The organism is Arachnia sp. (genome assembly GCF_057238465.1).
This window is the reverse complement of sequence record NZ_DBHHFZ010000010.1, coordinates 36,512-62,848: the sequence shown is the minus strand read 5'-3', so window position 1 is coordinate 62,848 and position 26,337 is coordinate 36,512. Positions and strand designations below refer to the sequence as shown.

The 26,337-nt window shown below is 66.5% G+C and carries 25 protein-coding genes and 1 tRNA gene; 10 read left to right on the top strand and 16 right to left on the bottom strand.

From position 1 onward, the window contains the following. Positions 1-124: 124 nt before the first annotated feature. Entirely contained in the window at positions 125-1,069 is a 945-nt protein-coding gene (locus tag ACO6D6_RS11365; protein ID WP_484785361.1) for an NAD(P)-binding domain-containing protein, read from the bottom strand. A 103-nt stretch (positions 1,070-1,172) separates the two neighbouring features. Between ACO6D6_RS11365 and ACO6D6_RS11360 the strand changes: the two genes are divergently transcribed. Then, complete coding sequence (locus tag ACO6D6_RS11360; RefSeq protein ID WP_484785360.1) at positions 1,173-1,889, top strand: TetR/AcrR family transcriptional regulator; 717 nt, start codon at positions 1,173-1,175, stop codon at positions 1,887-1,889. Between the two features lie 18 nt (positions 1,890-1,907). On the opposite strand, the gene ACO6D6_RS11355 is transcribed toward ACO6D6_RS11360, so the two are convergent. From ACO6D6_RS11355 to ACO6D6_RS11320, 8 genes are all read right to left on the bottom strand, one after another. Further along, entirely contained in the window at positions 1,908-2,150 is a 243-nt protein-coding gene (locus ACO6D6_RS11355; RefSeq protein ID WP_484785359.1) for a FitA-like ribbon-helix-helix domain-containing protein, read from the bottom strand. 212 nt (positions 2,151-2,362) lie between these two features. Continuing rightward, positions 2,363-3,049, bottom strand: coding sequence for an ABC transporter ATP-binding protein (locus ACO6D6_RS11350; RefSeq protein ID WP_484785358.1), 687 nt, complete (start codon positions 3,047-3,049; stop codon positions 2,363-2,365). Between the two features lie 13 nt (positions 3,050-3,062). Next, a complete protein-coding gene (locus ACO6D6_RS11345; protein WP_484785357.1) occupies positions 3,063-5,009 on the bottom strand; it encodes a hypothetical protein in 1,947 nt (648 codons plus the stop codon). Positions 5,010-5,277: 268 nt separating this feature from the next. Next, entirely contained in the window at positions 5,278-6,084 is an 807-nt protein-coding gene (locus tag ACO6D6_RS11340) for an ABC transporter ATP-binding protein (RefSeq protein ID WP_484785356.1), read from the bottom strand. 14 nt (positions 6,085-6,098) lie between these two features. Beyond that, a complete protein-coding gene (locus ACO6D6_RS11335) occupies positions 6,099-7,139 on the bottom strand; it encodes a FecCD family ABC transporter permease (protein WP_484785355.1) in 1,041 nt (346 codons plus the stop codon). Next, positions 7,136-8,179 carry a FecCD family ABC transporter permease gene (locus ACO6D6_RS11330; RefSeq protein WP_110644271.1) on the bottom strand — a complete coding sequence of 348 codons (1,044 nt, stop codon included), beginning with the start codon at positions 8,177-8,179 and terminating at the stop codon, positions 7,136-7,138. Before ACO6D6_RS11330 ends, ACO6D6_RS11335 begins: the two co-directional genes overlap by 4 nt. Beyond that, the gene (locus ACO6D6_RS11325; protein ID WP_484785354.1) at positions 8,176-9,222 is read right to left on the bottom strand and encodes an iron-siderophore ABC transporter substrate-binding protein; all 1,047 of its coding nucleotides are present in this window, start codon (positions 9,220-9,222) and stop codon (positions 8,176-8,178) included. Before ACO6D6_RS11325 ends, ACO6D6_RS11330 begins: the two co-directional genes overlap by 4 nt. 156 nt (positions 9,223-9,378) lie before the next feature. After that, positions 9,379-9,876, bottom strand: a complete 498-nt coding sequence (locus ACO6D6_RS11320; RefSeq protein ID WP_484785353.1) for a Dps family protein — start codon at positions 9,874-9,876, stop codon at positions 9,379-9,381. Positions 9,877-10,093: 217 nt separating this feature from the next. Here ACO6D6_RS11320 and ACO6D6_RS11315 point away from each other — a divergent pair, with 217 nt between their 5' ends. Continuing rightward, the gene (locus ACO6D6_RS11315) at positions 10,094-10,891 is read left to right on the top strand and encodes an alpha/beta fold hydrolase (RefSeq protein ID WP_484785423.1); all 798 of its coding nucleotides are present in this window, start codon (positions 10,094-10,096) and stop codon (positions 10,889-10,891) included. Between the two features lie 152 nt (positions 10,892-11,043). After that, positions 11,044-12,078 (top strand): YdcF family protein, encoded by a 1,035-nt coding sequence (locus ACO6D6_RS11310; RefSeq protein WP_484785352.1) that lies wholly within the window; start codon positions 11,044-11,046, stop codon positions 12,076-12,078. Between the two features lie 910 nt (positions 12,079-12,988). Here ACO6D6_RS11310 and ACO6D6_RS11305 read toward each other — a convergent pair. Genes ACO6D6_RS11305 through ACO6D6_RS11295 form a run of 3 tightly spaced genes read right to left on the bottom strand, consistent with a single transcriptional unit; the run spans position 12,989 to position 15,531 of the window. Continuing rightward, complete coding sequence (locus ACO6D6_RS11305) at positions 12,989-13,501, bottom strand: helix-turn-helix domain-containing protein (RefSeq protein WP_484785351.1); 513 nt, start codon at positions 13,499-13,501, stop codon at positions 12,989-12,991. Further along, entirely contained in the window at positions 13,498-14,310 is an 813-nt protein-coding gene (locus ACO6D6_RS11300; RefSeq protein ID WP_484785350.1) for a TIGR04255 family protein, read from the bottom strand. The genes ACO6D6_RS11305 and ACO6D6_RS11300 overlap by 4 nt, the downstream gene beginning before the upstream one ends. Positions 14,311-14,355: 45 nt before the next feature. Next, on the bottom strand, positions 14,356-15,531 hold the full coding sequence (locus ACO6D6_RS11295; protein ID WP_484785349.1) for an MFS transporter: 1,176 nt from the start codon (positions 15,529-15,531) through the stop codon (positions 14,356-14,358). Between the two features lie 103 nt (positions 15,532-15,634). Here ACO6D6_RS11295 and ACO6D6_RS11290 point away from each other — a divergent pair, with 103 nt between their 5' ends. The 3 genes from ACO6D6_RS11290 to ACO6D6_RS11280 all read left to right on the top strand — a co-directional run bounded on the left by ACO6D6_RS11290 (position 15,635) and on the right by ACO6D6_RS11280 (position 18,670). Beyond that, positions 15,635-16,915, top strand: a complete 1,281-nt coding sequence (locus ACO6D6_RS11290; protein WP_484785348.1) for a thymidine phosphorylase — start codon at positions 15,635-15,637, stop codon at positions 16,913-16,915. Positions 16,916-16,992: 77 nt separating this feature from the next. Further along, a tRNA-Pro gene (locus tag ACO6D6_RS11285) sits at positions 16,993-17,066 on the top strand. A gap of 392 nt (positions 17,067-17,458) precedes the next feature. Continuing rightward, on the top strand, positions 17,459-18,670 hold the full coding sequence (locus ACO6D6_RS11280) for a hypothetical protein (RefSeq protein WP_484785347.1): 1,212 nt from the start codon (positions 17,459-17,461) through the stop codon (positions 18,668-18,670). A 6-nt stretch (positions 18,671-18,676) separates the two neighbouring features. Here the strand turns inward: ACO6D6_RS11280 and ACO6D6_RS11275 are convergent, their stop codons facing one another. Then, complete coding sequence (locus tag ACO6D6_RS11275) at positions 18,677-19,438, bottom strand: metal-dependent transcriptional regulator (protein WP_484785346.1); 762 nt, start codon at positions 19,436-19,438, stop codon at positions 18,677-18,679. 199 nt (positions 19,439-19,637) lie between these two features. Here ACO6D6_RS11275 and ACO6D6_RS11270 point away from each other — a divergent pair, with 199 nt between their 5' ends. The 4 genes from ACO6D6_RS11270 to ACO6D6_RS11255 all read left to right on the top strand — a co-directional run bounded on the left by ACO6D6_RS11270 (position 19,638) and on the right by ACO6D6_RS11255 (position 24,450). Then, complete coding sequence (locus tag ACO6D6_RS11270; protein ID WP_484785345.1) at positions 19,638-20,210, top strand: manganese efflux pump MntP; 573 nt, start codon at positions 19,638-19,640, stop codon at positions 20,208-20,210. Between the two features lie 110 nt (positions 20,211-20,320). Next, positions 20,321-21,292, top strand: coding sequence for a sugar-binding transcriptional regulator (locus ACO6D6_RS11265; protein ID WP_484785344.1), 972 nt, complete (start codon positions 20,321-20,323; stop codon positions 21,290-21,292). A gap of 66 nt (positions 21,293-21,358) precedes the next feature. Then, the gene (locus ACO6D6_RS11260) at positions 21,359-22,276 is read left to right on the top strand and encodes an enoyl-CoA hydratase/isomerase family protein (RefSeq protein ID WP_484785343.1); all 918 of its coding nucleotides are present in this window, start codon (positions 21,359-21,361) and stop codon (positions 22,274-22,276) included. A 56-nt stretch (positions 22,277-22,332) separates the two neighbouring features. Next, positions 22,333-24,450, top strand: a complete 2,118-nt coding sequence (locus tag ACO6D6_RS11255) for a prolyl oligopeptidase family serine peptidase (RefSeq protein WP_484785342.1) — start codon at positions 22,333-22,335, stop codon at positions 24,448-24,450. 194 nt (positions 24,451-24,644) lie between these two features. Here ACO6D6_RS11255 and ACO6D6_RS11250 read toward each other — a convergent pair whose 3' ends face one another. The 3 genes from ACO6D6_RS11250 to ACO6D6_RS11240 are packed head-to-tail and all read right to left on the bottom strand — an operon-like array spanning position 24,645 to position 26,268. Further along, positions 24,645-24,953, bottom strand: a complete 309-nt coding sequence (locus ACO6D6_RS11250) for an AzlD domain-containing protein (RefSeq protein WP_484785341.1) — start codon at positions 24,951-24,953, stop codon at positions 24,645-24,647. Next, complete coding sequence (locus ACO6D6_RS11245) at positions 24,953-25,669, bottom strand: AzlC family ABC transporter permease (RefSeq protein ID WP_484785340.1); 717 nt, start codon at positions 25,667-25,669, stop codon at positions 24,953-24,955. Before ACO6D6_RS11245 ends, ACO6D6_RS11250 begins: the two co-directional genes overlap by 1 nt. Continuing rightward, positions 25,666-26,268, bottom strand: a complete 603-nt coding sequence (locus ACO6D6_RS11240; RefSeq protein ID WP_484785339.1) for a TetR/AcrR family transcriptional regulator — start codon at positions 26,266-26,268, stop codon at positions 25,666-25,668. Before ACO6D6_RS11240 ends, ACO6D6_RS11245 begins: the two co-directional genes overlap by 4 nt. Positions 26,269-26,337 lie beyond the last annotated feature (69 nt).

Genomic DNA, 26,337 nt, shown 5'->3' with positions numbered 1-26,337 from the left:
AACCAGCACGTGAGCGCCTCTCCCTTCCGAAACTGGTTGAGCCAGCTCGTGAGCGCCAGCGAACGGCTGAGTCGAAACCACCCGCACCCGGCAAGCAGACCCACCCACTAGCGAGCAGTCCGACTCAAGCAGCTTTCCCACCCCCACCCCGGGCTGCGACGATGTCCGTCGCCGTTTCCTCCAGCGGCGTGTGGGTCTCGCCGAGCAGTTCGCGGGTGTCGGTGTCGTCGGCGACGAAGGGTTCGGTGTTCTGGTAGAGGGTTTCCCTAACCGCCCTCAGCGTCGGGGAGAACCAGCCCAGCGCACGCAGCAACGACGCCGGCATGGTGCGCAACCTCGGTTCGTCGTCGCGACCGGCGGCACGCAGCAACATCCGGGCCAGGTCGCGGACGCTGACCGCCGGGGCGCTGGGGACGTGCCAGGCCCGGCCGGGCATCTCCGGATCGGTGGCGGCGCGGGCCAGCAGACGCCCGAAGTCGGGGATGGCGGTCATGGTGTAGGGCAGGTCGGGATCGCCGAGGACGCTCGTCGCCCCCTTGGCCAGCAGCGGATCCACGAACCGCGGCCCGAGGTAGGCGCCCGGCCCCGCGTCGGCCCCGAGGTAGGACGACCCCCGCACCTCGACCGCGCGGATGCGCCCCTGTTCGTGGGCGGCGAACAGTCTGCGGGACACCTCGGCCCGGACCTCACCCAGAGCCGACGGCGGGTGGTCGAGGGGATCGGTGGCGCGCATCGGCATCCGGCCGCGCGCGTAGGAGTAGTAATTCCCCGTGACCACGAGGGTCGCGTCCTGCCGCTCCGCCGTCTTGATGAGGTTGTCGATGGCGAGGGGCCAGTCGCGGCGCCACCCGGCGATCGTGTAGGTGATGCCGCAGCAGGCGACGATCGCTGCCCCGGGCGCGAGCGTCTCCAGGCCGTCGCCCGTGACGACATCGGCCCTGACGGCCTGCGCTCCGGGCAGCCGCGTGCTGCTGCGGGTGGCGACCGTGACCCGGTGCCCGGCCTCCACGAGCGAGCGGGTCGCGGCCCTGCCGAGCGGTCCTGCTCCGATGACGGTGATGTGTTCCATGTCTCCTCCGATTCTGTCGCCCCCAAGAACAGTAAACACCGTTCACGCCATTTTGTAAACAGCGTTCACGGTTTTGTTCTTCGTGTCGTGCGAGACTGGGACCATGACCCCCATCCCACGCCGCCAGGCCCGCGACGCCTTCACGCGGCGACTGCTAGAGGTCGCACACCGGCACCTCGTCGAGCAGGGAGCCTCCGGGCTGGGCATGCGGTCCCTGGCGCGCGACCTCGAGGTCACCCCCGGCGCCCTGTACCGCTACGTGAAGAGCCGCGACGACCTGTTGACTCTGTTGATCGTCGACGCCTACGAGTCGCTGGGACGGTCCGTCGAGGAGGCCGAGGGCAGGATCCCGCGCGGAGACCACGAGGGTCGCTGGGTGGCGCTGTGGCGCGCCACCCGCACCTGGGCGCTGGAGCACCGCAACGAGTACGGCCTCATCTACGGCACCCCGGTGCCCGGCTACCAGGCCCCGCCGGAGACCATCCCGGCCGCGTCCCGGATCTCGATCCTGCTGGCCCGGATCGCCTCGGACATGAGGTCGCAGGCGGGGACGACGCCGCTGCCGGACTCACCGGAACCGGCCCCGGCACTGCGGGAGGACCTCGCGAGGGTGCGTCACTGGATCAGTGAGCAGGGAATGCCCGGCGATGTTCCCGACGAGCTGATCCTCATCGTCCTGCGAGGCTGGACCGAACTGTTCGGCTGCATCAACATGGAACTGTTCGGTCACTACGTCGGCAGCGTCGAGAACGGGGCGGCGTTCCTGGACGAACTGGCCCACCGCAGCTTCAAGGAGCTTCAGGACCAGACGGGTCCCTGATGGCCGAGGTGTCGAGGATCACCTGGGCGCACCCGTCTCGTCGTAAAGGTCGTCATCCGTGAGCACCGGACCACCCGCATCGCGGAGACGCCAGCCCGCGGCAAGAATCGCATCGGCCCGCGCCCGAACGGAGTTGGCGAGAGTGTGCCTGGTGAGAGCCTCACGCGCCTCGGCTTCCATGGAGCGATTGTTCAAAGCCGCCAAACGTTTCAACTCATCGCGCACCTCGTCGCTGAGCCCTCGGATCGTGATGGTGGACACGCTTACACCTCCCAACAGAAATGCTAGCGATCACCTCAGGAGATACTTTCTCGCATCAAGAGGCTTCACATTTCCCCTTCCGCCTGCCTACACGTCATTCGCCAGCGCTGTAGCGCAAGCAGACGACCACAAGGCAGGCGGACCGGGCAGTGGCCCTCTGTTTCTCACGGACCTTGGCGCCTGCCCACCTGCCGAGGTGCCGTTTATTCGCTCTACAGAGCAGACAAACCGCGCTTCGGCAGGCGAGCCGACTCGGACTCAGAAGAGGCCAGGCGGAACACCACGTCACAGGCGGACGAAAGGTGGTCGTCGTGGGTGGAGATGACGATGGTCGCCCCGCGGGCCTTCTCACCCAGCAGCAGGTCGTGGACGATCTGCCGGTTGCCCGCGTCCAGTGAGGCGGTGGGTTCGTCGGCGAAGATGACCTTGGCCTTCTTGTGGATCGCGCGCGCAATACCGACCCGCTGCCGTTCCCCACCGCTGAGCTTGGCGACCTGCTCGGAGGCCCGGCCTGTCAGGCCCACCCTGTTGAGCGCGTCCTCCACCCCGGCCCCCCACTTCTTCGGTTTGCGGAACAGCGGGGAGGATTCCATGCAGACGTTGAACCCGACGCTCTCATCCGGCACCAACCCGTAGTCCTGGAAAACGAATGCGGCACTGTCGCGCCAGAACCGTCGCCGTCGCCCCTCCGACAGGCGCGTCACCTCGGTACCGTCGATCAAGATCTCCCCCCGGCTGACCGGGAGAAGCAGGCTGAGGCAGTTGAGCAACGTCGTCTTGCCCGAGCCACTGGGGCCGGTGAGCGCCATCGCGGTTCCGGATGGAACATCGAGCGAAACACCATCGAGAATGGTACGGGAATCGATCGTGAAATTGATGTCGTGGGCTGTTATCCGCATGATGTTCCTGAGTTCAGTGGGCTCGTTGGGTGACGCGAGCAACGACGTTGAATGCCGCTCGTTGATGACACAATCCGGAATATAGGAGATAGACCAAGACCCCGAGCATTAGGATGGGCGACCAGGACAGGCCAAATGCCAAGTAGGCGATCGACACGATCACGAAGGTCAATACGATGATAACACCTTCAATGATAATCCGGTTTCTGAGTACGCTCCACCAGCCGCGTCCATAGGTCAGCATGGGGTAGATGAATCGCGCATTGTTGGTGGCATAGACCCGGGCGGACAACCAGCCGCTCACGGCTATGGCGGCCAGCAGGATCACGATGGTGGTGCCGGTGGTCAACGCTGTCTGGTTGGCGAACTGTGCGGACAGCAACGCGGAATCGGTGACCCGGCTGCGGCTCAGGAGCATGCTCGTCACCCCGAGTTCCCGGGCTTTCTGTTCCAGCACCCCGGTGTCACCGAACATGATTTCCCCGTTGGTCATGGCAGACACGATGGCGTCGTCGTTGAAGCTCGCGGTGATCCGTTCCGAGACCAGCAGCAGGGGACGCTTGGACCGTTTGAAACCCAATCCGCTTCCGGTGGGCGCGATGATCCCCTCAGAATCTTCGAAACGGTAGGCGGTGAGTCCATTTTCGAGAGCTGTGGCATTCTGTTTTCCGACTCTCCCGGAGATCCCACCGACGTTCCGTCCCTCCAAAGATTTCAGAAGCCTTTCCACGGTTTCCCCGGGCACCGGGACCAAGGTCCTTCTTCCCTGCCCCGGGACAAGCCCCAGACCGAGTTCTTCCGCATATTTCTTGTTTATCACGGCCAAACCGTCGAACCCTTCGGCGGAGAATTCGGGGCCGGGATCCTCCCTGTTCACAATGGAGGCATATGCCACGGTGCCGGTCTCGTCAACGGCACCCACGAAGCGGCCAAGGACGCCGATGCTGTTCTCGAATTCCTCATTGGTGAGTCCCCCGACCGCTTGGGAGACGTAGCCTTTCAGCGGCATCGCCCTGCCCTGGATATCGGCCTGATCGAGAGACGAATTCACCTGCCACAGCATGGCCGGCAGGGCGGCCAACCCAAGGGTCAGGGCCACAGCCTTGAGGAGTTGACTGGGGAACTCGAACCTGGCCTCCGGAGGTCGTCGCAGGGCCAGTGATTTGACCGATGGCGCGGTGACCAGGGATGCAACCACCCCGAAGACAACAGAAATCCCACCCAGCAGGCAGAGGTACAGTCCGACGACCGCGATCAGGGCCAGCGCACCGCCGAATCCCTTGAGAACACCGAACAGTATTCCCAGCAGCAGCACGCCCATCAGCGCGATAGGTACCGCCAAACGCAGCCATCCGAGCATGTCCTGCGCCTGGATCCGTAGATCCGAAGTGCCCGCTAGCAGCCTGACGGCACGTGATTCAGCACGCGCCGCATACCAAGCCAACACCACGGTGACGCCCAGCACCGCCAGCGCGATTAGCGGGATCCCCGCACCTCCGTAGACGAGACCTGCGGCGAACATCGCCAACGGACCTCCCTGGGCCCAAGAAACGGTCGCGCCGTTGTCCTGTGCCCATCGTTCAAATTCCTCAACCCCGGCCGCCGGGCCCTTCAGGGCATAGACCGCCGAGAGACTGGTGTCTCCCAGCTCCTTCGCCGGATACAGCTTGCCGTGCCTGAGGAAATCAATCCAGACAATGTCCGTGGCGCCGGCCGGCTGCCTGTCACCCAGTGCGTAAAGATCCAACCCATGGAACGGATCATCCTTACTAGGAGCCCCCAGATAGACATCGATGTCATGATTGCGACTGATTTCCTGAATTCCGTCCAGGATCTGTTCCTTGGCCAGATTGGAACTGCTGAAGAGGATTGTCCCAGAACGATCCGTCCCCAAGGGGTACTCCTGCTCCACAAGCGACAGTTGGAGGTAGGAGAGGACAGCGACGATCACGACGGTCACGACAGCCATCCCGCGAATCAATGACCTCAACACAGTTGACCTCGTCTCTCCTCATTGAGCCCGGACGACACATCAGGTTGGGCAGATTGTACCCACCCCGTCCGCCCAACGGCGATGCCGCGCCCCCTTTCGCCTGCCTACACGTCATTCACCAGCGCTGTAGCGCAAGCAGACGACCACAAGACAAGCGAACCCGGACCAGGACAGGCGAGCGGCGGCAAGGCAGGCGAACCGGACGACGGGACGACGATCTGCGGAGCTGCCCGCGTCACTTCCCCTTCACCCGGTGCCGGCCGATGGGCATCACCAGCGGCGCCCCGGAGACGGGGTCCGGCACCACCTTCGAGGAGATCCCGAACACCTCCTTTACCGTCTCCTCCGTCACCACATCCGACGGGGCGCCCTGCGCCAGGATGCTGCCGGAGTGCATCGCGATGAGCTCGTCGGAGTAGCGGGCCGCCAGCCCAAGGTCGTGCAACACCATCACGACCGTGGTGCCCCTCCTGGCGTTGAGGTCGATCAGCAGGTCGAGCACCTCGAGCTGGTTCGCGACATCGAGGTAAGTGGTGGGTTCATCCAGCAGCAGGACGTCGGTTTCCTGCGCCAACGCCATCGCGATCCACACGCGCTGCCGTTGACCGCCCGACAACTCGTCGACGGGACGGTCGGCCAGCTCGGTGGTGTCGGTGGCGGCGAGGGATTCCGCCACCACCTCGTAGTCGCGGGGGCTCCACCTCCCGAGCATCCCCTGGTGGGGGTGGCGTCCGCGACCCACGAGGTCGGCGACGACGATGCCCTCCGGGGAGGTCGGCGACTGCGGCAGCAGGCCCAGGACCTTCGCGATCTCCTTGGTCGGCTGTTCGTGGAGGGATTTGCCGTCGAGGAGCACCTGTCCGTGCCTGGGTTGCAGCAGCCGGGCGAGGGAACGCAGCAGCGTGGACTTGCCGCAGCCGTTGGCGCCGACGATGGAGGTAATGGCCCCGGGTTTGACGGTCAGGTCGAGGTTGTCGATGACGGTGCGGTCGCCGTAGGCGAGCCCGAGTCCGACGGCTGTGAGGGAATGGTTCGCGGTCACTGGGTCTCCGGGGGTCAGTTCCGGCGCTGCCGGTTGGAGCGGATGAGGAGGTAGACGAGGAACGGGGCGCCGAGAGCACCAGTGATGATGCCGACGGGATAGCGGGCGCCGAAGGCGAACTGACCGATCAGGTCGGAGGCCAGCACCAGGATCGCGCCGACCAGGGAGGCCGGCAGCACCAAGGAGGAGGCGGAGCGGCTGATCCGCGCCGCTATCGGCCCGGACATGAACGCGACGAACGCGATCGGCCCGCAGGAGGCGGTCGCGACGGCCACGAGGGTGACGGCCGCGACGATGGTCCAGACCCGCACGGAGAACACCTTCACGCCCAACCCGGAGGCGGTGTCGTCGCCGAAACGCATCGCTGCCAGCTTGCTGGAGTTCACCCACATCGACGGCAGGATCACCGCGCAGGTGGCGGCGAGCGGCGCCACCCTCGGCCACCCCGCGCTGTTGAGCGATCCGGTCAGCCAGCGGGTCGCGACCTGCAGGTCCCACGCGGATGCCTGCGCGAGAGTGTAGGTGACCACCGCCCCCAGCATCGACGAAACACCGATGCCGATCAGGATCAGCCGGGTTCCTGCGAAACCGCCCTTGTAGCTGAGGGCGTAGATTGCCACGGCGGTACCGATCGCGGCGGCAAGGGCGAGCAGGGAGACGGTGGTCTCGTTCAACCCCAGGATCACGATGCCGATCACCCCGGCGGCACTGGCCCCCGCGGAGATGCCGATGACATCGGGGGAGGCCAGCTGGTTGCGCAGCAGGGTCTGGAAGGTCACGCCAGCAGACCCGAAGGCCAGTCCGGCCAGCACGGCGAGGGTGGCGCGCGGCAGCCGCAGCGTACCGACGGTGAAACTGGCGCCCGGCACCCGCTCACCCGCGATGACCCTCCACACCTCGGAGGGTCCGTAGAAGCTCTCACCGAACATCAGCGACGCGGCCCACAAACCCACTACCAAGAACGCCAGCACGAGGACTACCAGGACCTGGGCCCGGATGCGGCGGGAGCGTGCGACGCGCAGAGCCTTGACGTCGGGGATGGCAGCAGCGCTCATAGTTCACGCACCTTCTGGCGTCGGACTATCCAGATGAAGAACGGGGCCCCCAGGAACGGGGTGATGATGCCGACGTCGATCTCGGAGTTGGGGGTGACGACCCGCCCCAGGGTGTCGGCGGCGAGCAGCAGACACGCACCCGCCAGGCCCGCGAAGGGCAGCATCCAGCGGTGGTCGGTGCCGACGAGGAGCCGGCAGAGGTGCGGCACGATCAACCCGACGAACGCGATCGGCCCGCACACCGCCGTCGTCACCCCGCACAGGATCACCGCGCCGATGGACGCGACCAGCCGGGTGCGCATCACGTTCTCACCCAGTCCGGTGGCGACGTCGTCGCCGAGCGCCAAGGAGTTCATGCCGCGCGCCGAGAACAGGCAGATCAGGGCGCCGGCCATCAGGAACGGGGCCACCAGTCCCACCCGGTCCCAGGTGGCGCCGCCGATCCCACCGATCTGCCAGAACCGGAACGAGTCCATCACCCGCACCCGGGGCAGCAGGATCGCCGAGACCAGCGACGAGCACGCCGCGGATGTCGCGGCACCGGCCAGGGCCAGTTTCAGCGGTGTCGCGCCGCCGCGTCCCAGCGACCCGACGCCGTAGACGAACCCAGCCGCCACACCGGCCCCGAGCACCGCGATCAACAGCTGCGCGTAGGGGTGGGAGAGGTCGAGGAAGGCCAGACCGATCACCACCGCGAGGGAGGCCCCCGACAGCACCCCGAAGATGCCGGGATCGGCCAGCGGGTTACGGGTGACGGCCTGCATGGCGCCACCCGCGATTGCCAGGGACATCCCGGCCAGCAGCCCCAGCACCGTGCGGGGCAGGCGACCGGCCGCGGCGGCCTGTTCGGCCGTCGCGGTTCCACCGGACAGCGCGGCCAAGGCATCGTCCAAGGACACGGCCCGCACCCCGAAGATCACAGAGGCCACCACGATCACCAGCAGGACCACTACCAGGACCGCCAGCCACAGCAGACGGCGTCCGGCCGAGCGTTTGATGACTTCGACATCCGGCCGGGTCAGAACCCCGTCAGCGGTCACTCGAGACCTTCGGCCAGTTTCGCGACGTATTTCTCTATGCCCCACGGAATGGACAGCGGCGACGGGTTCGCGGAGGCCGAGAGGGCGTCCTGCCCGAGGAAGACCACGTGGTCCTTGGCGATCGCAGGGATGCGGGAGAGCAGCGCGTCGGCCTTGATGGCCTCCTTCAGCGGTGTCGGGTCCGCGGGCCCGTAGGTCAGGAGGATGTCGACGTCGTTGAACAGCTCCGGTTTCTCCGAGGACATGTCCTTCCAGAACGCCTTGGAAGCCGCGGATTCCTTCTCGACGATCTCCGGGGTTCCCAGCCCGGCCTTGACGAGGAACCCAGCCCGCGGGTCGTGGGTGGTGTAGAAGCCGACCTTGGACAGATCACTGGCGTTGAGGAAGGAGAACAGCACCTTCTTGCCCTTGAGACCGGCGTGCTGCTCCATGGCCGCGGCGACCCGCTTGTCCAGGTCCGCGATCAGCGCCTTGCCTTGGGCGGCCAGGCCCATGGCCTGGGAGTTCAGCTCGATCATCTGGTCCATGGTGGTGATCCACGCTGCCTCGGGGTAGGCGACGACGGGCGCGACCTGGCTGAGGGTCGCGTAGTCCTCCGCGGTGATGCCGGAATAGGAGGCGAGAATCACGTCGGGTTTGGTGTTGGAGACGGCCTCGAAGGGGACGCCGTCTGTGTCGTCGAACAGGACGGGGGTCTGGCCGCCCAGGGCGTCGAGTTTCTCCTTGACCCAGGGCAGCAGGCCGTCGCCGTCCTCGTCACCCCAGTTGGCCTTGCTCATGCCGACGGGCACCACGCCAAGGGCCAGCGGCACCTCGTGGTTGGCCCACCCGAGTGTTGCGATGCGTTCAGGTTTCTTCTCGATGACGGCTTCACCGAGGGCGTGCTTGATGGTGATGGGGAAGGCGTCTCCGGCGGCGGGGGAGGAACCACCGTTTCCTGAGGCCGGGGGGGTGCCCTGGGGCGTCGAATTGCTGGAGCAGGCGGCGATGCCAACGGTTGCGGTCGCGGCGAGCATCGCGACGAAGGTCCTTCTGGAAAGCACGTGGGCTCCGTTCATCTCGGGAATGGCCCAGCAATGGTAAGGCAAACCTAAGCTATGCGCCAGAGTGAGGGTGTGCGTGGACAAAAAGGACGACGCCGCGGGGAAACAGAAAGCGACCCCCGGACGTGCCGGGGGTCGCAGAGAGCCTGGCCGGGCTCAGCGGACGGGCTTGCGGATCTCCGCGGAGAGGAACCACGCCTGCTGCTCGAGCTGGACGGTGAGGTCCTCGATGATGCCGGAGGAGGAGGGATCCTCCCCGTCGATGGTGTCGTGCACGTCGCGCAGGGTCGCGACGACTGCCTCGATCGCGGAGACGATGTAGGCGACGGCATCGGTGGTGAGAACCTCGCCCTCTGGAGCAGCGGGCACCGTGGCGGAGGCGGCGACGGTTGCGGGACGACCGTCGGGGGTGGCGTTGACGGCGCGCATCCGCTCGGCGACATCGTCAGAACCCGTGCGGGCGATGCCCACGACCTCGTCGAGGTTCAGGTGGAGGTCGCGGAAGTTCGGGCCGACGATGTTCCAGTGGGCCTGCTTGCCGACCAGCTCAAGGGCGATGAGGTTCACCAGAACGCGCTGGAAGCTGTCGCGCAGCGCAGCGGATGCGGTGAAGGACAGGGTCACATGCGGGGTGTTCACGGTCTCGGTACTCATGGTTTCAACATTATGTCCACCCTCAAGGAAACCCATCCACACGTTAGGAAGGCCAGCCTGACAAGGTCGGACACCCTCCGCGCAGAAGCCACCCCACCCGACGGAACCGCCCGTTCCACAGGATTGTGCCACCCCGATCGAGCACCAAGAATCCTGGGCACAGCCCCTCCACCACGACGCTTCCGAACACCCTGGTGTTACAGTCGCCGAGGTGACGATGCTTGCACTGCGCGAGTGGGGGAATCCCACGGCTCCAACCCTGCTTCTGGTCCACGGCCTGACGGAATCGGCCGCCGCCTGGCCCGACGCGGTGGCCCGCTGGTCTTCCCGGTATCACATTCTCGCAGTGGACCTGCGGGGGCACGGGATGTCCCCACGGTGGGGCGACGACTCCCTGGCCCGGGCACCGCAGACCATGCAGGAAGACCTTGAGCGGGTGATCTCCTCGCTTCCAGAGCCACCGGTCGTCGTGGCGCACAGCCTGGGAGGGCTCATGTCGCTGCGAGTGGGCGTGGCCCGACCCGACCTGGTTCGGGCACTGGTCCTGGAGGACGTCGCGCGTCCCACCGGGCACTGGGGTCCGGCTCCTTGGTTCGTGGAGCACCAGGAGCGGTTCCTGGACGCGTTCGTCGCCGATGGCGGCCCGGCCGAGCGGGAACGGATGCGGCGCGAGACCTCATGGAGTGATGCCGAGATCGAGGAGTGGGCGAGGTGCAAGGAGCAGGTCGACCGCCGCTTCATCCGCGAGGGCACCTATCTCGGCGAGGCCGACCTCGTCAGCGCAGTCAACCAGCTGACGATACCGACGCTGTACCTCGCACCCCGCCACGGCGACATGGCCCCGGACCCCTCCGAGGTGACCAACCCGCTCGTGCGCCTGGTGTTGATCGACGGTGTCGGCCACTGCGTGCGGCGGGACGCCCCGGAGACCTACCACGGACTGGTCGACCCATTCATCAAGGAGGCCTTCGAGCCACCCGGCCAGACCCATGTGGGGGATCACGAAGCCAGGTGAACCGGTAGCTCCGGGCAGCGGACCTGGGTTCGTCACACCGGAAAGAGTCTTGCGACCACGGGCTGACCGGCGTCCCTGAGATCACCCCGAGTGTTCCCGGAATCACGGCTCCAGCGGCATTTTTATTCTGATGGTGTGGTTATCGTGCCAGTGTGGATTTGAGCACCCTGATCGGATTGATACTGCTGGTGGCCTTGCTCATCGTGGGGTGGGCGACATGGCGACGTATCCGCCAGGAACCACGGCGACTGGCCAATGCCGGGTGGATCACCGCCACCCTGCTGCTCGGCATCCAGACGCTGGCGGTCCTCGGTTTCGCGGCCCCACTGGTGGGGCTGGGTTTCCTTGTGCTCATGTCCCCCCTGCTGGCCATCGGCTTGGCGGGTTTCCTCATCCTCAACGGTTTGGTCATGCTCTGCAGAGAACGTTTCTCCTTGGCCCACTCGTTGTCCCTGCTCGCTGGCGTCGGGCTGGTTGCGGCAATGGTTGTTTGTATCGCCGTGGTTCTTACCGGGGAAAGACGAGCCTTTCCCGTCCCGACGTTCATCATGTTCACCACCGGCTGGGTGGCGCTGATGTTCTTCTGCTTCGTCGGGTACTCCTGGTTCTACCAACGTATAGTCCGGAGAATCCACCCGGATTTCATCATGGTGCTGGGTGCCGGGGTTCCTTCCGGGAAGGTCACCCCGCTGTTGGCCGGACGCATTGACCGGGCCCTTGGGGTGTGGCGGGGTGAGGTTGATGCTGGACGGCGTCCGCTGCTGGTGATGAGTGGTGGGCAGGGTCCTGATGAACCCGTCAGTGAAGCCCGGGCAATGGCTGACTACGCACTGGAGCAGGGTATCCCGGAAGCCGCCCTGGTGTTGGAGGACCACTCCACGACCACCCGGGAGAACTTCCAGATGTCGACGGATCTGGTCCGGGCCGAGCCGCGTCTGGGACCACAGGCCACGGGAATCGCGGTCACCAGCAATTACCACGCGATGCGTGCCGCGCTGTTGGCCCATGACCTGGGCACGGGCATCCAGGTGTTGGGGGCGCGTACCGCGTGGTACTACTGGCCCAGCGCAATGTTGCGGGAGTTCGTGGCGGTGGTGCATAGATCACCCAAGGCCTACGGGCTGGGCCTGGCCCTGGTGACGGTGCCGTCGACATTGCTGGTGGCACTGGTCTCCTGGCTGTCCTGACGAAAACCGGGCTGTTGTAGGTTTTGTAGACAGTGGCGAAAAACCTTGGATTACGGGTTAGGCTGCCATCTCGATTTGTTTCCATTCCCGTTGGATTTCGCTCGGGGTGCGGCACCCAATCGAGGATTGAAACCCGGCGTGAATGCACTCAGAGCATTGGTGTCAACTGGTGGACGGCACTCCCGCAGTTGCCGCGCTTAGATCCTGCTGGACGCTTCACCCCTTACCTTCGGGACGCGCGGGCGTGACCGACATTGCCTCAAAATTGAGGCTCTCACTTACCCGGTACTGCGCGTATGAGAAATCATCCTCAGAGATCGCCTCGACCTCGCAGCTCGTGACGACATCATCCGGTCGGACCAAGCCCTCCAAGCAGTCCGCGACTCGACGCGGATCTCCCTGACACGTTTCAGTACCCGCCCGACGGATCTGTCTTTCGGGGCCTCTTTGCGGATCCGGTCCGTGAACTTACTGAGAGCAGGAACCGCTTCGTCAGGTATGGGGAACCGTGAATGGGCGGAACCAACCCTCCGGGCGAAGTCCCGGGCGGCGTGAGAAGCTGGCTCATGGGACAGTCTCCGCACCAAAGCTGCGTCAGCCAACAGGGTCTTGGGAACGGAAGTCGCGTGTTCCAGCAGCACGACAGGAGCATCGTCCTGAGCGGGAAAGGCCAGCAGCAAAGGGCGTTTGCCTCTGACGGCTTCCCGGTACTCGTCCTCAGATGCCTGTGCGATCGGGGCGATCAGTATGCATTTCCGCGTTTTCTGGACGACATCGCAGGTCTGACTGATGATCACGACATTGGAAACGGGGACGTCTGGGCATGCCGGTAACTGAAAGGGAGCGGCCAACCGCACCCAGTCCCCCTGCATCATCTCCTGCCCCTCAGGATCCGACCCAACCACGGATGTCACCGCACCTGCTCCTCCACGGTCAGGCCAACGCCCTGGAGCGGGTCCGGGGAACGAACCTCGGCGCAGAGCTTCTGATAAAGGCTCGGCCCCCCATCGCCCGCCAACAATGCTCGACGACGTTCGATGCCAGCCCCTTCAGGGAGCTGAGCGATAGCGGTTTCAAGCCTGCCGAGCCGGGTCGCGTGTTCGTCGGCCATGGGTTTCCCGCTGAGCCAGTGATTGATGGAACGCCGCGACACACCGAACAGTCGGGCAAGCTGCTGCGCGCTCAGTCCGGAGGAATCACGCAGCCTCGACACACGCTCCGGCAGGGGTCGCTGTTTCTCCGGATTTCCGACCCGGAGGGGCAGACCCCGGTCACCTGCAGGAACGGCGACAACCACGCGATCTACCACCGCCGACATGGTGGGCAGGGATGTGAATGTCCCCTGCATTCCACTCACCCCGCCGGCAAGTGCGAAGGGCATCAGGAAGGGCACGGCAACAGCCGTCATCTGGGAAGCCATCATGATCCTCCTCCACCGTGCACCTCGAGGAACGCGTCGGTGGCCGCATGCTTGAAATAGTCGTAGTTGATGTCCGCAAGTTTCTGAACCACTGCCATAACCGTCCCGGAATCGGCGACGGTGGCATCCTGTTTGAAGGAATCCAGGTCAAGGACCCAGCTGTTTCCTGCCACTGGGGGGATCATCGGGTCGACCGTCTGTTCGGGGGGCACATAGCCGGATCGCACTTGGAGCAGCAGGTCGTCGATCCTGTACGTGCACTGCTGGGTGGCGTTGAGGAGTTGCACGGAATCATCCGCAGCCGTGAGCGGCTGCCCGAAACCGTGAAACATCGCCGCAGGGTTCGTCAGCACGTCGTCATCCGAGAACCTGTTGACATAGCGGACCCCGACACGTTCCAGCCTGGGTGGGCGAACCTCCGCGAGGACGCTGTCGAGAAGGGGTTGCAGGCGCTCGGTGAATTCTTCGAAGCGGGTGTAACCGCGGAGGCAGGACAGCGAAAAGGAGTGTTTTGAAAACGTTGCGATCCAGGCCCCGTCCCCCGAGAGCCAATCATGCGTCTGCTCCCCCGGAACGGGCGCGACACCGACCGGCGTGATGTTGAAAGCCAGCTCCTGCCCCTCCCGTACCTCGGGATAGTCCGTGAAGGCTTCATCCAAGGATCTGACCAGTGCACCGAGCTGCTCCGGATCACGAAGGTTCCGAAGATCCGGCCAACGCACCTGGCACAGCACCAAGGCCAGCGCATTCTTCTCCAGGTTCACACGTGACGCCGCGTCTCCCGTGAATGGGCGAAATCTCTCCCTCGTCATGCTTCACACTCTACTTCACACCTCTGACCGGAAACCGAGAGGGTGTCACCGCCTCCCACCGACATCCCGGCCCAGCGACGGGCTCAGCACCAGGATCACGACCGCGAAGGCCGGGACCACCCACAGCGCCAGGCGCAGATCGGTGGCCTCCGACAAGGAGCCGATCAGCGGCGGACCCGCGAAGAATCCGATCCTCATCATCCAGGTGACGATCATCAGCCCGTCGCCGTGGTTCATGTCGGGTAGCTCGTCGGCGGCGTGCATGGCCGATGGGATCGCCGTCGCGACACCCCAGCCGACGCAGGCGAAACCCAGGATCGCGGTGGTCGGCGACGGCCAGATCAGCGACAATCCCATGCCGATGAAAGCGATGATGCCGCCCTGCACGACGGCGAGTCGCGGGCCGATCCGCGACACCAGGGCGTCGCCGGTGAACCGGCCGATCAGCTGCGCCCCCTGCAACCCGACGAAGGCCATGCCCGCCACGAACGGGATGACCTCGAACTGCCGGTCCAGGTAGATCGCACCCCAGGTGGAACCGGTGTCCTCCATCAGCCCGGCCGAGGCGCCGAGCAGTCCGAGCGCCGCGAGTCGCACGAAGGTACCGGCAGTCAGACGCCGCCGTCGCTGTTGCCGGCTCCTCTCGGCCTGCGGGTCGTGGTCCAGGCCGGGAAGCAGCAAGGTCTTCGCACCCAGCGACATCCCACCGAAAACCACCGTCGCCGCGATGCACTGCGCCCAGACGGGAATCCCCGCCTGCCGAGCGGCGGAACCAATGAAACCCCCGCACACCGCGCCGATCGACCACCAACCGTGGAAACTGTTGAGGATCGGGCGGCCGTAGAGTTCCTGGACACGCAGTCCGTGGGCGTTCATCGAGATGTCGGTCAGCGTGTCGAGGCTCGCCATCAGGAACACCCCCACCGCGAACACCCAGGCCGCAGGGGCGTTGCCGATGAGGTTCAGCACGGCGATCCCCACCACCTGCGAGACCACCGACACCCACGCCGACGAGTACCGCCGGATCAGCGCGGCCGTCACCAGGCCCGCGACCAGGCCGCCGATAGGACCGATCGCCACCGCGATGCCCCACCACTGGTCGTCGAGCCTCAGGGACTCCTTGATCTCGGGATATCTGGGCAGGATCGACGACCACGCCACCCCGTTCAACCAGAACAGCATGACGACACCCCACCGGGCCCGCCGGGCGTCAGCACTCATCTCCGGGATTATGTCATTGTGAAAGATTTTGTGGCGTACACGGTACAAAATCCTCCACACCCACGACGAAACCTTTCACCGAACGGGTCCTAGACTCATCAACATGGACGCCATAGAGGTCATCTCCACCAAACGCGACGGCGGCAGGCTCAGCGACGACCAGATCGACTGGGTGATCCGGGCCTACACCGACGGGGTGGTGGCCGACGAGCAGATGTCGGCGCTGGCGATGGCGATCCTGCTCAACGGCATGGACCGCGACGAGATCGCCCGCTGGACCGCCGCGATGATCGCCTCCGGCCAGCGCATGGACTTCTCGTCGCTGGGCAAACCCACCGCCGACAAGCACTCCACGGGCGGGGTCGGCGACAAGATCACCCTGCCCCTGGCTCCCCTGGTGGCGGCCTTCGACGTGGCGGTGCCGCAGCTGTCGGGACGCGGCCTGGGGCACACGGGTGGCACCCTCGACAAGATGGAAGCCATCCCGGGCTGGCGCGCCGCCCTGGACAACGAGGAGTTGCTGGCGCAGCTGGCCGATGTCGGAGCGGTGGTCTGCGCCGCCGGTTCCGGCCTGGCGCCGGCCGACAAGAAGCTCTACGCCCTGCGCGATGCCACCGGCACCGTCGAGGCCATCCCGCTGATCGCGTCGTCGATCATGAGCAAGAAGATCGCGGAGGGCACGGGGGCGCTGGTGCTGGACGTGAAGGTCGGTTCGGGCGCGTTCATGAAGACCCGCGACCGCGCGGAGGAGCTGGCCCGCACCATGGTGGCGCTGGGAACGGACGCGGGCGTCAACACCGTCGCGCTGCTGACGAACATGGACACCCCCCTCGGCCGGACCGCAGGGAACGCACTCGAGGTCCGCGAATCGCTGGAGGTGCTGGCGGGCGGCGGCCCGCGCGACGTGGTGGAACTGACCGTGCGACTCGCCCGCGAGATGCTGGCCGCCGCCGGCAAACCCGACGTCGACCCGGCCCCGGCGCTGCAGGACGGCCGCGCGATGGACGTGTGGCGGCGCATGGTCGCGGCGCAGGGCGGCGACCCCGACGCGCCCCTGCCGGTGGCGGAGCACACCCACGTCGTCGCCGCGGAAACCGACGGGTACGTCGCGCGCCTGGACGCGATGGCGGTCGGGGTTGCGGCTTGGCGGCTGGGGGCGGGCCGGGCCCGCAAGGAGGACGACGTGCAGGCGGTCGCGGGCCTCGAGATGCACGCCAAACCCGGCGACCACATCACCCGGGGAGCCCCGCTGTTCACCCTCCACACCGCCACACCGGAGCGCTTCGACCGCGCCCTGGAGGCCCTCGACGGCGCTGTCACCTACTCCGGGAACCCGGTCACCCCCGACCCGGTGATCCTGGGAAGGATCGACGCCGCCACCTGAGGAAACCGCGACCCGGGCGACGATTTCACCCGCGCGCCTGCGCTGGTATATTCTTTCCGCTGGCTCGGACGAGCCACCGGGGTGTGGCGCAGCTTGGTAGCGCGCGTCGTTCGGGACGACGAGGCCGCAGGTTCAAATCCTGTCACCCCGACCCTGTGAAAGGCCCTCTGACCACGGAAGACACCTGGCCGGAGGGCCTTCGTCAACTCAGCTGCTGCATTCGTGATGCACGCCACAAGACACGATCCGACGCGACCGAGCTCAGGAAGGGAGCAAGGAAGCATCACATCCACGTTGCCCCCGTCGCCCCTCCCTGGCCGAAACTTCTAATTTTGCACGATTCTCGGGCGACGAACACCCCGCCGGCTCGTCGTATTTGGTCCTGTTGCGGACTCTGCAACAATGGGTTGTAGCCGGATCGCTGGCGACTACTTCGCGTCGGGGTGGCGGCAGCGATTGCTTGTCGACCGAAACGGGCTGTGTCAAGGGAGAGGGATTGTGGTTTCCGAGTGGCGGGTCGGAGTCAACGATGTCGGAATTCTGGTGAGCAGGATTTTCGATTCGTCACGCGACGGCGCCCTGGTGGTGGTGTCTCCTGCCAGCGACACGAACCGACCCCGGATCGATTCCAAGCTACTGGCCCAGCACCTGGTTCCCGGAACCGAATTGGCCGTCCTTGATTCAATGACCGCCTCCGAGCGACTATCGGACACCGTGGATCCTCAATTCCAGGTTTATGGCGGCGGCATCCGGGTGATCCTCGCGGGGGCCGCCAGAACGGACCACTGGCGACGACACCGACTGTTCCGGGTCTATCCGGGAGACGACGCCGACAGCGCCTGCCTCGAAATAGCGGATTACGTCAAATCCCACCAAGGGATCGGAGGCCCACGTCAGGTCGGCGCGAGCACCCCACCACAGGCCCTGTCCGAGGACCAGATGGCCGCTCTCAACCGATTCAGGTCCTCCCTGGACGTCGCGCCATCCGCCCCCGCCCGGGCCCTGAAGGTCCCGAAACCGGGACCACCGAGTTCGCGTGCCCCGAAACCGGGGCCGGCTCCCAAACCGGGACCCCCTCGCCCGGCCCCTGCGCCGGCCACCCCCGAACCGGCCCCGGCGCCACCCGAATCAACCGTCACGGGACTCAGCGCCACCGAACTGAAAAACCTGTTGGACACCCAGACGGAGCGGATTGCGAACAAGCTTCGCAGTTCCATAATCGACGACCTCATGCTGCTTCTCGACAGCGATCACGAATCCTTGGCGAGGGAACGTTCCCGCGCCGACGCGGCGGAGGAGGAACTGGATCACCTGCGCCGCCGAATGGCCGATCAGGAGGAACGTCGCGGATATCCCCGGGTCTACAGCGACCCGGAAAAACAATTCCGCTGGGAAGTGGAATATGAATGGCTGACCGGAAACCCGGAGGAAGAACGCGGGGAATCGCTGAGTCCCTACATCATCGGCGAAGGATTCCTCGACTCCATGGAAGCGGAGCTGTTGCGCGGCAGGGCGAAAATCATCCAGGTCGTGGTTGACGTTCTATCCGGTCACGCCTGGGACCGGAGGAAAACCCACCAATTCATCATTCCGGGCAGGTCGGTGATCCAGAAGTCCATTCCCGAGGGCGCCGTTCCGTGGCGGACGTATGTCAAGCGCGGGGCCCCCGGGGCGGCGCGGTTGACCTGGTGGCAGTACCCGGACGGCACCATTGAACTGGTCCACGTCGGCCACCACGACGACCTGCTGCGGTAGGAAACCTCAACCCACGGGCGCGACGTGGATCGCCTCGGCTATCGGCGCGCTGAGCTCGATCTCGGTTCCCTCGTGGCCGACGGCCATCAGCCCCATCCCGGACAGCCCGGACAGCACCTCCAGGCGTGTCCCGATGGCTATGCCGCGTTCCGTGAGGAACCGGAGAATCTCCGGGTTGGAGTCCGAGACCCGCGCCACCCGCACCTTGGCGCCCGCTGCGACGTGGGCGATCAGCACCACCCCCAGGTGGTTGGTGTTGCCGCTCCTCGGGATCGGGTCGCCGTGCGGATCCGCTTCCGGGTGGCCGAGGATCTCGTCCATCCGGTCGACGAGCGCCTCGGATGCGGCGTGCTCAAGCCGGTCGGCCTCGTCGTGGACCTGGTCCCAGGGCATGCCCAGCGACGTGACCAGGTAGGTCTCGATGATGCGGTGACGCCGCACCACCGCACGCCCGATCCGTTCGCCCTCCTCGGTCAGTTCGATGTTGCCGTAGGGGCGGTACTTGATCATTCCCTCCTTGGCCAGGCGTTTCAGGCTGGCCGAGACCGTGGAGGGGGTGACACCGAGGGCGGCGGCCAGGTCGGTGGTGTTCGGACGACGTCCGTCGTCGGGCCATTCGCAGGCCTTCCAGATCAGCGCGAGGTAGTCCTCCGCGACCCGGGTCACGTCAGCGCCGGTGGCCGTCATCATTCCTTCTTCCGGGTGGGTCGTCCTGCCGGCGGCCGTCACCGCACCCGGCAGGCTGTTCGTCGCGGGTCGCGTCTCCACCCGCTACGACGATTCTTCCCGAAACCGCGACGCGTCTCAACAGGGTGACGGGTGTCGCAAAAGGTGTGGTCAGACACACTTTCAGTTACCCGTGGACACACCACGACCGGCGGGTTCACAGTGGTTTCACGAGTTGGATTTCCCCGGGAAACGAGGTCATCGCAACTCAATTCCCACAGGAACCCTGGAAGGTCTGACGATGTCTCTCTGGTCCATCTGGTTGGTCGGATTCGGGGTGTCCGCCGACGCGTTCGCCGCTTCTCTCACCAGAGGCTTGAAGATGGCTCGTTTCAACTACCGGCACGCCCTGCTAGTCGCCCTCACCTTCGCGGGTTTCCAGGCCGCGATGCCGTTGCTCGGGTGGCTCCTGGCAGCCAACTTCACCAGCATTCTTGATCCCTTCGACCACTGGATCGCCTTCGCTCTGCTCGCGATCATCGGCGGCAAGATGGCCTGGGAGGCGTTCCAGGCCGACGATGACGAGGACGACGGCGGGCAGGGAGGCCGGCTCGACCTGCGTCACCTGCTGATCCTGGGGATCGCGACCAGCATCGACGCGGCGGCCGTCGGGGTGTCCTTCGCGATGCTGGAGGTCTCCATCCTCCTGGCGGTCCTCTGCATCGGCCTGATCACGCTGGTGACCTCGTTCGCCGCGGTCGGGATCGGACACCGGATCGGGGTGAGGTTCCGCAAGCCCGCCGAGTTCTTGGGCGGTGTGGTGCTGATCATCATCGGGGCCCGCATTCTGCTGGAAGGGCTCGGCCTGCTGTAACCGAATTCCGCGGCCGGGTCGAGCAATCCGTCCTCCCGCACCTGCTCGACCTCCATCAAGGGATACGCTGGCGCAGTCATCATGCATCGGCCCTGTCCCGAAGGAGCGCCATGGAACGCGACACCGAGTTGTTGCTCCGGGTTGCGCGCATGTACTACATCCAGTCCGAGACCATGGAGGCGATCGCCCACCACCTGGGGGTTTCCCGTTCCACGGTGTCGCGGCTGCTGAAGGATGCCAAGGACCGGGGCTTGGTGCGCGTCACCATCACCGACCCCGACCGCCCCATGACCCGTCTGGCCGAGATCTTCCGCAAGAATTTCCGCGTCCAGGCGCATCTGGTCAACGTCCGTCCCGGTTCCAGTTATGTGCTGCGCCTCGAACAGGTCGCGAAGGTGGCGGCCCGGCTCCTCGACGAGATCGTCACCGACAACGACGTCGTCGGGGTGGCGTGGGGAACCACCGTCTCAGCGGTAGCCCAGCACCTGCGACCCCGCGACCTGACCGGGGTGACCGTGGTGAGCCTGAACGGCGGCGCGAACCACCGCACCACGGGACTGCCCTACGTGGGTTCCATCCTGCAGCGTTTCGCCGCCGCGTTCCACGGCGAGGAACAGTTCCTGGCGCTGCCGGCCTTCTTCGACAATCCCGGAACCCGCACCGCCATGTGGGCGGAACGTTCCACCCGCCACATGCTCCAGGTACGGGCCTCCTGCACGAAGGCGATCTTCGGGGTGGGGGGACTCGGCGCCGACCTGCAGTCGCACGTGTACTCCGCCAACTACCTCGACGACTCCGAACTGGCCTGCCTGAAATCGGAGGGTGTGGTGGGCGATGTCTGCACCGTGATGCTGCGGGCCGACGGGTCCTGGCGCGACCTCCCCATCAACTCCCGCGCCACCGGCATGACCCCGGCGGAGCTGCGAACCATTCCCCGTCGCATCTGCGTGGTCAGCGGGACGGGCAAGGCGGTGCCGGTGCTGGGTGCGCTGCGCGCCGGAGTCGCGACGGATCTGGTGATCGACGAGGAAACCGCCCTCGCGGTGCTGCACGAGATGCGCCCCGGGCTGCGACTCGACTAGATCCTCCGGACAGTTGATTCCCGTTTCCGGTTCGGATGCGCTTCGTGAACCTCATAGGCTGTCCTCATGACTGATCTGCTCGTCACCACCCTGGACGACGGGGTCGCGACTCTCACCCTCAACCGTCCCAACGTCATCAACTCCCTCACCCTGGAGATGTTCCAGGCAGCAAGCGAAATCCTCACCTCGTGGGCCCACGACGACTCGGTGCGGGAGGTGGTGCTCCGAGGCGAGGGAACGCGCGGGTTCAGCGCGGGCGCCGACGTGCGGGAGCTGTCGCAGGCCATCAGCGAAGGGAAACCCTGGCTGCGGTTCCTGGAGGTCGAGTACCTGCTCGACCTGATCGTCGCCCAGTTCCCGAAACACGTCACCGCCCATCTCAGCGGCATCACCATGGGCGGCGGCCTGGGCCTGACGGTCAACGCCGACCGGCGAATAGTCGATTCATCGACGCTGATGGCGATGCCGGAGACGAAGATCGGTTTCTTCCCGGACGCGGGCGTCATGTACTGGCTGGCGCGGGCGGGGGCGCTGGGCACCCACATGGCGCTGACCTCCGGCACGATCGGCGGGGGCGACGCCCTGCGCATCAACCTGGCCGACGAGTCGGCCGACGGCGACCTGCCCGCCCCGTTGTCGGAGGCCGTCTGGATCCAGGAGTGCTACACCGGCGATGATCCGGTGGAGATCGCCCGTCGGCTCGAGGAACACCCCGACCCGGCCGCCCAGCAGGCGGGTCGCGAGCTGCGGGCCCGCTCACCGTTCTCGGTTCACATCGCGCTGCGGGCACTGCGGCGGGCCGCCACCCTCGACCTGAACGGGGTGCTGCACCAGGACCTGCGCCTCGCGGAACACATGATCCCCGTCGACTTCGTCGAGGGCGTGCGCGCGCTCCTGATCGACAAGGACAACCAGCCCGCCTGGCGCTACGCCACCCTGGAGGACGTGCCCACCCGGGTCGTCGACGAGGTGTTCTCCTACTGACGGGAATACCCTCGCGGAGTACCGTCGCGGCTCTTCCGAGACTAGGCTCGTGTCCCATGAGCGATGACCAGTCCCGAAATCCCGGCCTGCCCGCCCGCGACGGCTCCACCGACCCGTGGCTGTGGCTCGAGGAAGTGACCGGCGAGGACGCGCTGGGGTGGGTGCGCGAACACAACGCGCGCGCCGAGGAGGAACTCGACGCGGACGGCGGGGCAAGGACCCTGGCTGCGGAGCTGAAGGCGATCCTCGACTCCCCGGCGAGCATCCCGAACGTGGTGCGCCGCGGCGGCCAGTTGTACAACTTCTGGACCGACGCGGAGCATCCGCGGGGGCTGTGGCGGCGCACGTCGATGGACTCCTACCGCACCGAGGAGCCCGACTGGGAGGTGCTGATCGACGTCGACGCCCTCAACGAGGCGGAGCAGGAGGACTGGGTGTGGCACGGCGCCAGCGTGCTGCGCCCGGAGGAGGGCCAGCCGTGGCGGCACGCCCTGGTCGCCCTGTCCCACGGCGGCTCCGACGCGGACGTCACCCGCGAGTTCGATCTGGTCACCAAACAATTCGTGCCGGCATCCGAGGGCGGGTTCGAACGGCCCGATGCGAAGGGGAGCCTCAGCTGGATCGACGCCGACACGGTTTTCGTCGCCACCGATTTCGGACCCGAGAGCGTCAGCAGCTCCGGGTATCCGCTGCAGGTGCGTCGCTGGCGCCGGGGAACGCCAATGCCGGAGGCGGATCTCGTCTACCGGGGTGAGCCGACGGACATGCAGGTCGGTGCGGGTCGCGATCACGTGCCGGATTTCGTGCGCGACTGGGTCTACCGGGTCCGCGGCTTCTACGACTACGACCTGTTCCTGCTGAACCCCGACGACTCGCTGAGCCTGATCGATGTCCCCTCCGACTGCACGGCCGCACCCCACCGCGACCTGCTGCTGCTCACGCCCCGCACCGACTGGGAGGTCGACGACGTGCTGGTGCCCGCGGGATCCCTCGCGGTGGCGCGGCTGGAGTCGTTCCTGCCCGGCTGGGAGGGGAAGGGGCCGCGCGTGCGGGTGTTGTTCGCCCCGTCGGAGTCGACTTCGATCGCGGACTTCTTCGTCACCCGGAACTTCATCGTGGTCACGGCCCAGGAGGATGTCCGAACCTACCTGCTGGCGTTCCACCACGACGGCGAGCAGTGGCAGTCGCGCCGGATTCACCGCGACCTGCCGGGCACGGTGTGGGCGTCGGCCGTCGACGATGTCGAGGGCGATGAGCTGTGGATCACGGCCACGGGTTTCATCCAGCCGTCGACGCTGTACCTGGGCGATCTGGCGCCGCTGCTGGAGGGCGGGGATCCGTCGCCGCTGGTGAAGATGAAGGCGGAGCCGTCGCACTTCGACGTCACGGGCCTCGAGGTGAGCCAGCACTTCGCGATCAGCGACGACGGCACGCGCGTGCCGTATTTCCAGATCGGTCGCCGCGACCTGCCCCCGGCCGAGGAGAACCCGACCCTGCTCGGGGGTTACGGCGGTTTCGAGGTGTCGATGTCGCCGCAGTACGGGCCGCTGACGGGCAAGGCGTGGCTGGAGCGGGGCGGCACCCACGTGGTCGCGAACATCCGCGGCGGCGGTGAGTACGGCCCGGCCTGGCATCAGGCCGCGCTGAAGGAGCGCCGGCACCGCGCCTACGAGGATTTCGCGGCGGTCGCGCGGGATCTCGTCGCCCGTGGCGTGACCACCCGGGAGCGCCTGGCGTGCCTGGGTGGGTCGAACGGTGGCCTGCTCACCGGCAACATGCTCACCCGGTACCCGGGCCTGTTCGGGGCGGTGGTGATCCAGGTTCCGCTGCTCGACATGCGCCGCTACACGAAACTCCTGGCGGGCGCGTCGTGGATAGCCGAGTACGGCGACCCCGACACCGCGGACTGGGACTACATCCGCACCTTCAGCCCCTACCACCTCCTGGACGAGTCGGCGGACTATCCGGCGACGCTGGTGACCACATCCACCCGCGACGACCGCGTCCACCCGGGCCACGCCCGCAAGTTCACGGCGGCCCTGGAGGCCGTCGGCGCCGACGTCCGCTACTGGGAGAACACGGAGGGCGGCCACGGAGGGGCGGCCGACAACGCCCAGCGCGCCTGGATGAACGCCCTGATCTGGAGCTTCCTCCACCGCACCATAGGCCGCTGACCGACACCACGCCCCGCCCCGGTCACCCCGCTGGCCTTCCCGCGGCTCGCTGGCCCTATCGTCGTCCGCCAGCCCTACCGTCATCCGCCTGCCTACCCGACGGGAACGCCAGCCTTATGGACAAACGCCAGCGCTACAGCGCAAGCAAATGACCACAAGGCAAGCGAACCACGACGAGGAGGCGCACCCCGGCTTCACCCTGCCACTCCCGCGACCCTGACCAGAGCGGCGGCCGCCGCACCCAGCACCACGACCAGCAGGAACGGTGCCCGTAACCGCAGGGCCACCACCGCGACCACCAGCGACGCCACCCGCGCGTCGACGGTGACGACACTGCCCGTGGCGAAGGTGGAGACCCCGATCAGCCCGGCCAGCACCCCGACGGTCATTCCGGCCATGGTCAGCACGGTGCGTTCGTCGTCGAGGAGGCGGCGGGGCACCAGCAGGCCCGCCAGTTTGGTCGCGCAGCACGCCAGCGACGCGACCAGCACCCAGCCCCACATCACCGCACCCCTTCGCCGTCAGGGCTCTCGTCCCCGGGGGAGGAGTCATTGCTGACGGCACGTCGACGCCGGAACCAGGTGACGCCACCTCCGATCACGACGGCCGCCAGGATCGGCAACCCGGCGGGCAGCACCGGCACCAGCGCAACCGTCACCACGGCCGCGACGATCGCGGTGGCCACGGCGTCGCGCGTCACCAGGCGGGGCCACAGCAGCCCGCAGAAGGCAGCGAGGGCGGCACCGTCGAGTCCCCAGGCCTTCGGGTCGCCCAGCAGGTTGCCCAGCAGCGCCCCGGCCAGGGTCATCGCATTCCACAAAATGAAAACCCCGACTCCGGTGACCCAGAAACCCAGCCTCCGCAGTCGCTGGTCCGGCTGGGCCGCGGCCACCGCGGTCGACTCGTCGGTGGTGATGTGCGCCATCAGGACCCGCTGCACCCTGCCGGGATGGAACCACGAGTTCACCTGAGTCACGTAGACGGCGTTGCGCAACCCGACGAGCACTGCCGCCCCGGTTGCGGGCAGTCCGCCGCCCGCCAACGCCCCGACGAAGGCGAACTGCGACCCACCCGTGTACATCAGCAGGCTCAGCACCATCGCCTGCCAGACATCGAGCCCAGCCGCGACGGCCAATGCCCCGAAGGACACCCCGTAGGCCCCCGTCGCGACGCTGACGGAAAGCGCCATCCGCCACGTGGCGGTGGTTTCCGCGGTCAAAGATTCCCGCCCGTGATCCCTGCGACGAGACCACGTGCCGCCTTTTCACCGAGGCTGACCACCACTTCGACGGGCATGCCCGAGTCGAGCTGCCGGAACCCGGCCTCCAGCAGGCCACGGGTCAGTCCGGCCGCGATCCGCAGCTGCACCGGATCCTGGAGAAGGGCCGCCCACGCCTGGGCGATCGAGTCGCGCATGACGGCGTGGGAGTCGTCCATCACCTTCGCGGTGGCGGGCGACGGCGTGATGGAGCGACTCAACCCCATCAGCCAGCCGTGCCCGGTGCGCGCGGCCTGTTGCAGGTTCGCGCGAACCCACACGACGATGCGTTCGGCGGGCGCCTCGACGGTTTCCAGCTCGGCGGCGACCGCGTCGATCCAGGCGGGCAGGTGACGAGCCAGGACCAGACCACGCAGGTCATCCACGGAATCGACATAGCGATAAATACTGTTGCGGGCGATCCCGGCGGCTGCGGTCACGGCTCCGGCGGTCAGCTTCTCGGGCTCGCCGGAGCGCATGATCTCCTCAGCGGCGTCGATCAGCCGGCGCTGAACCATCGCACGGTGTTGAGCAACGGTGGGGGCTGCGATCTTCGGCACTCGATTCCTTCCTGACTCCTTGGCGACCAATACTAGGTCTTGGTCGCGAAACCGCACCAGACCCGCCCA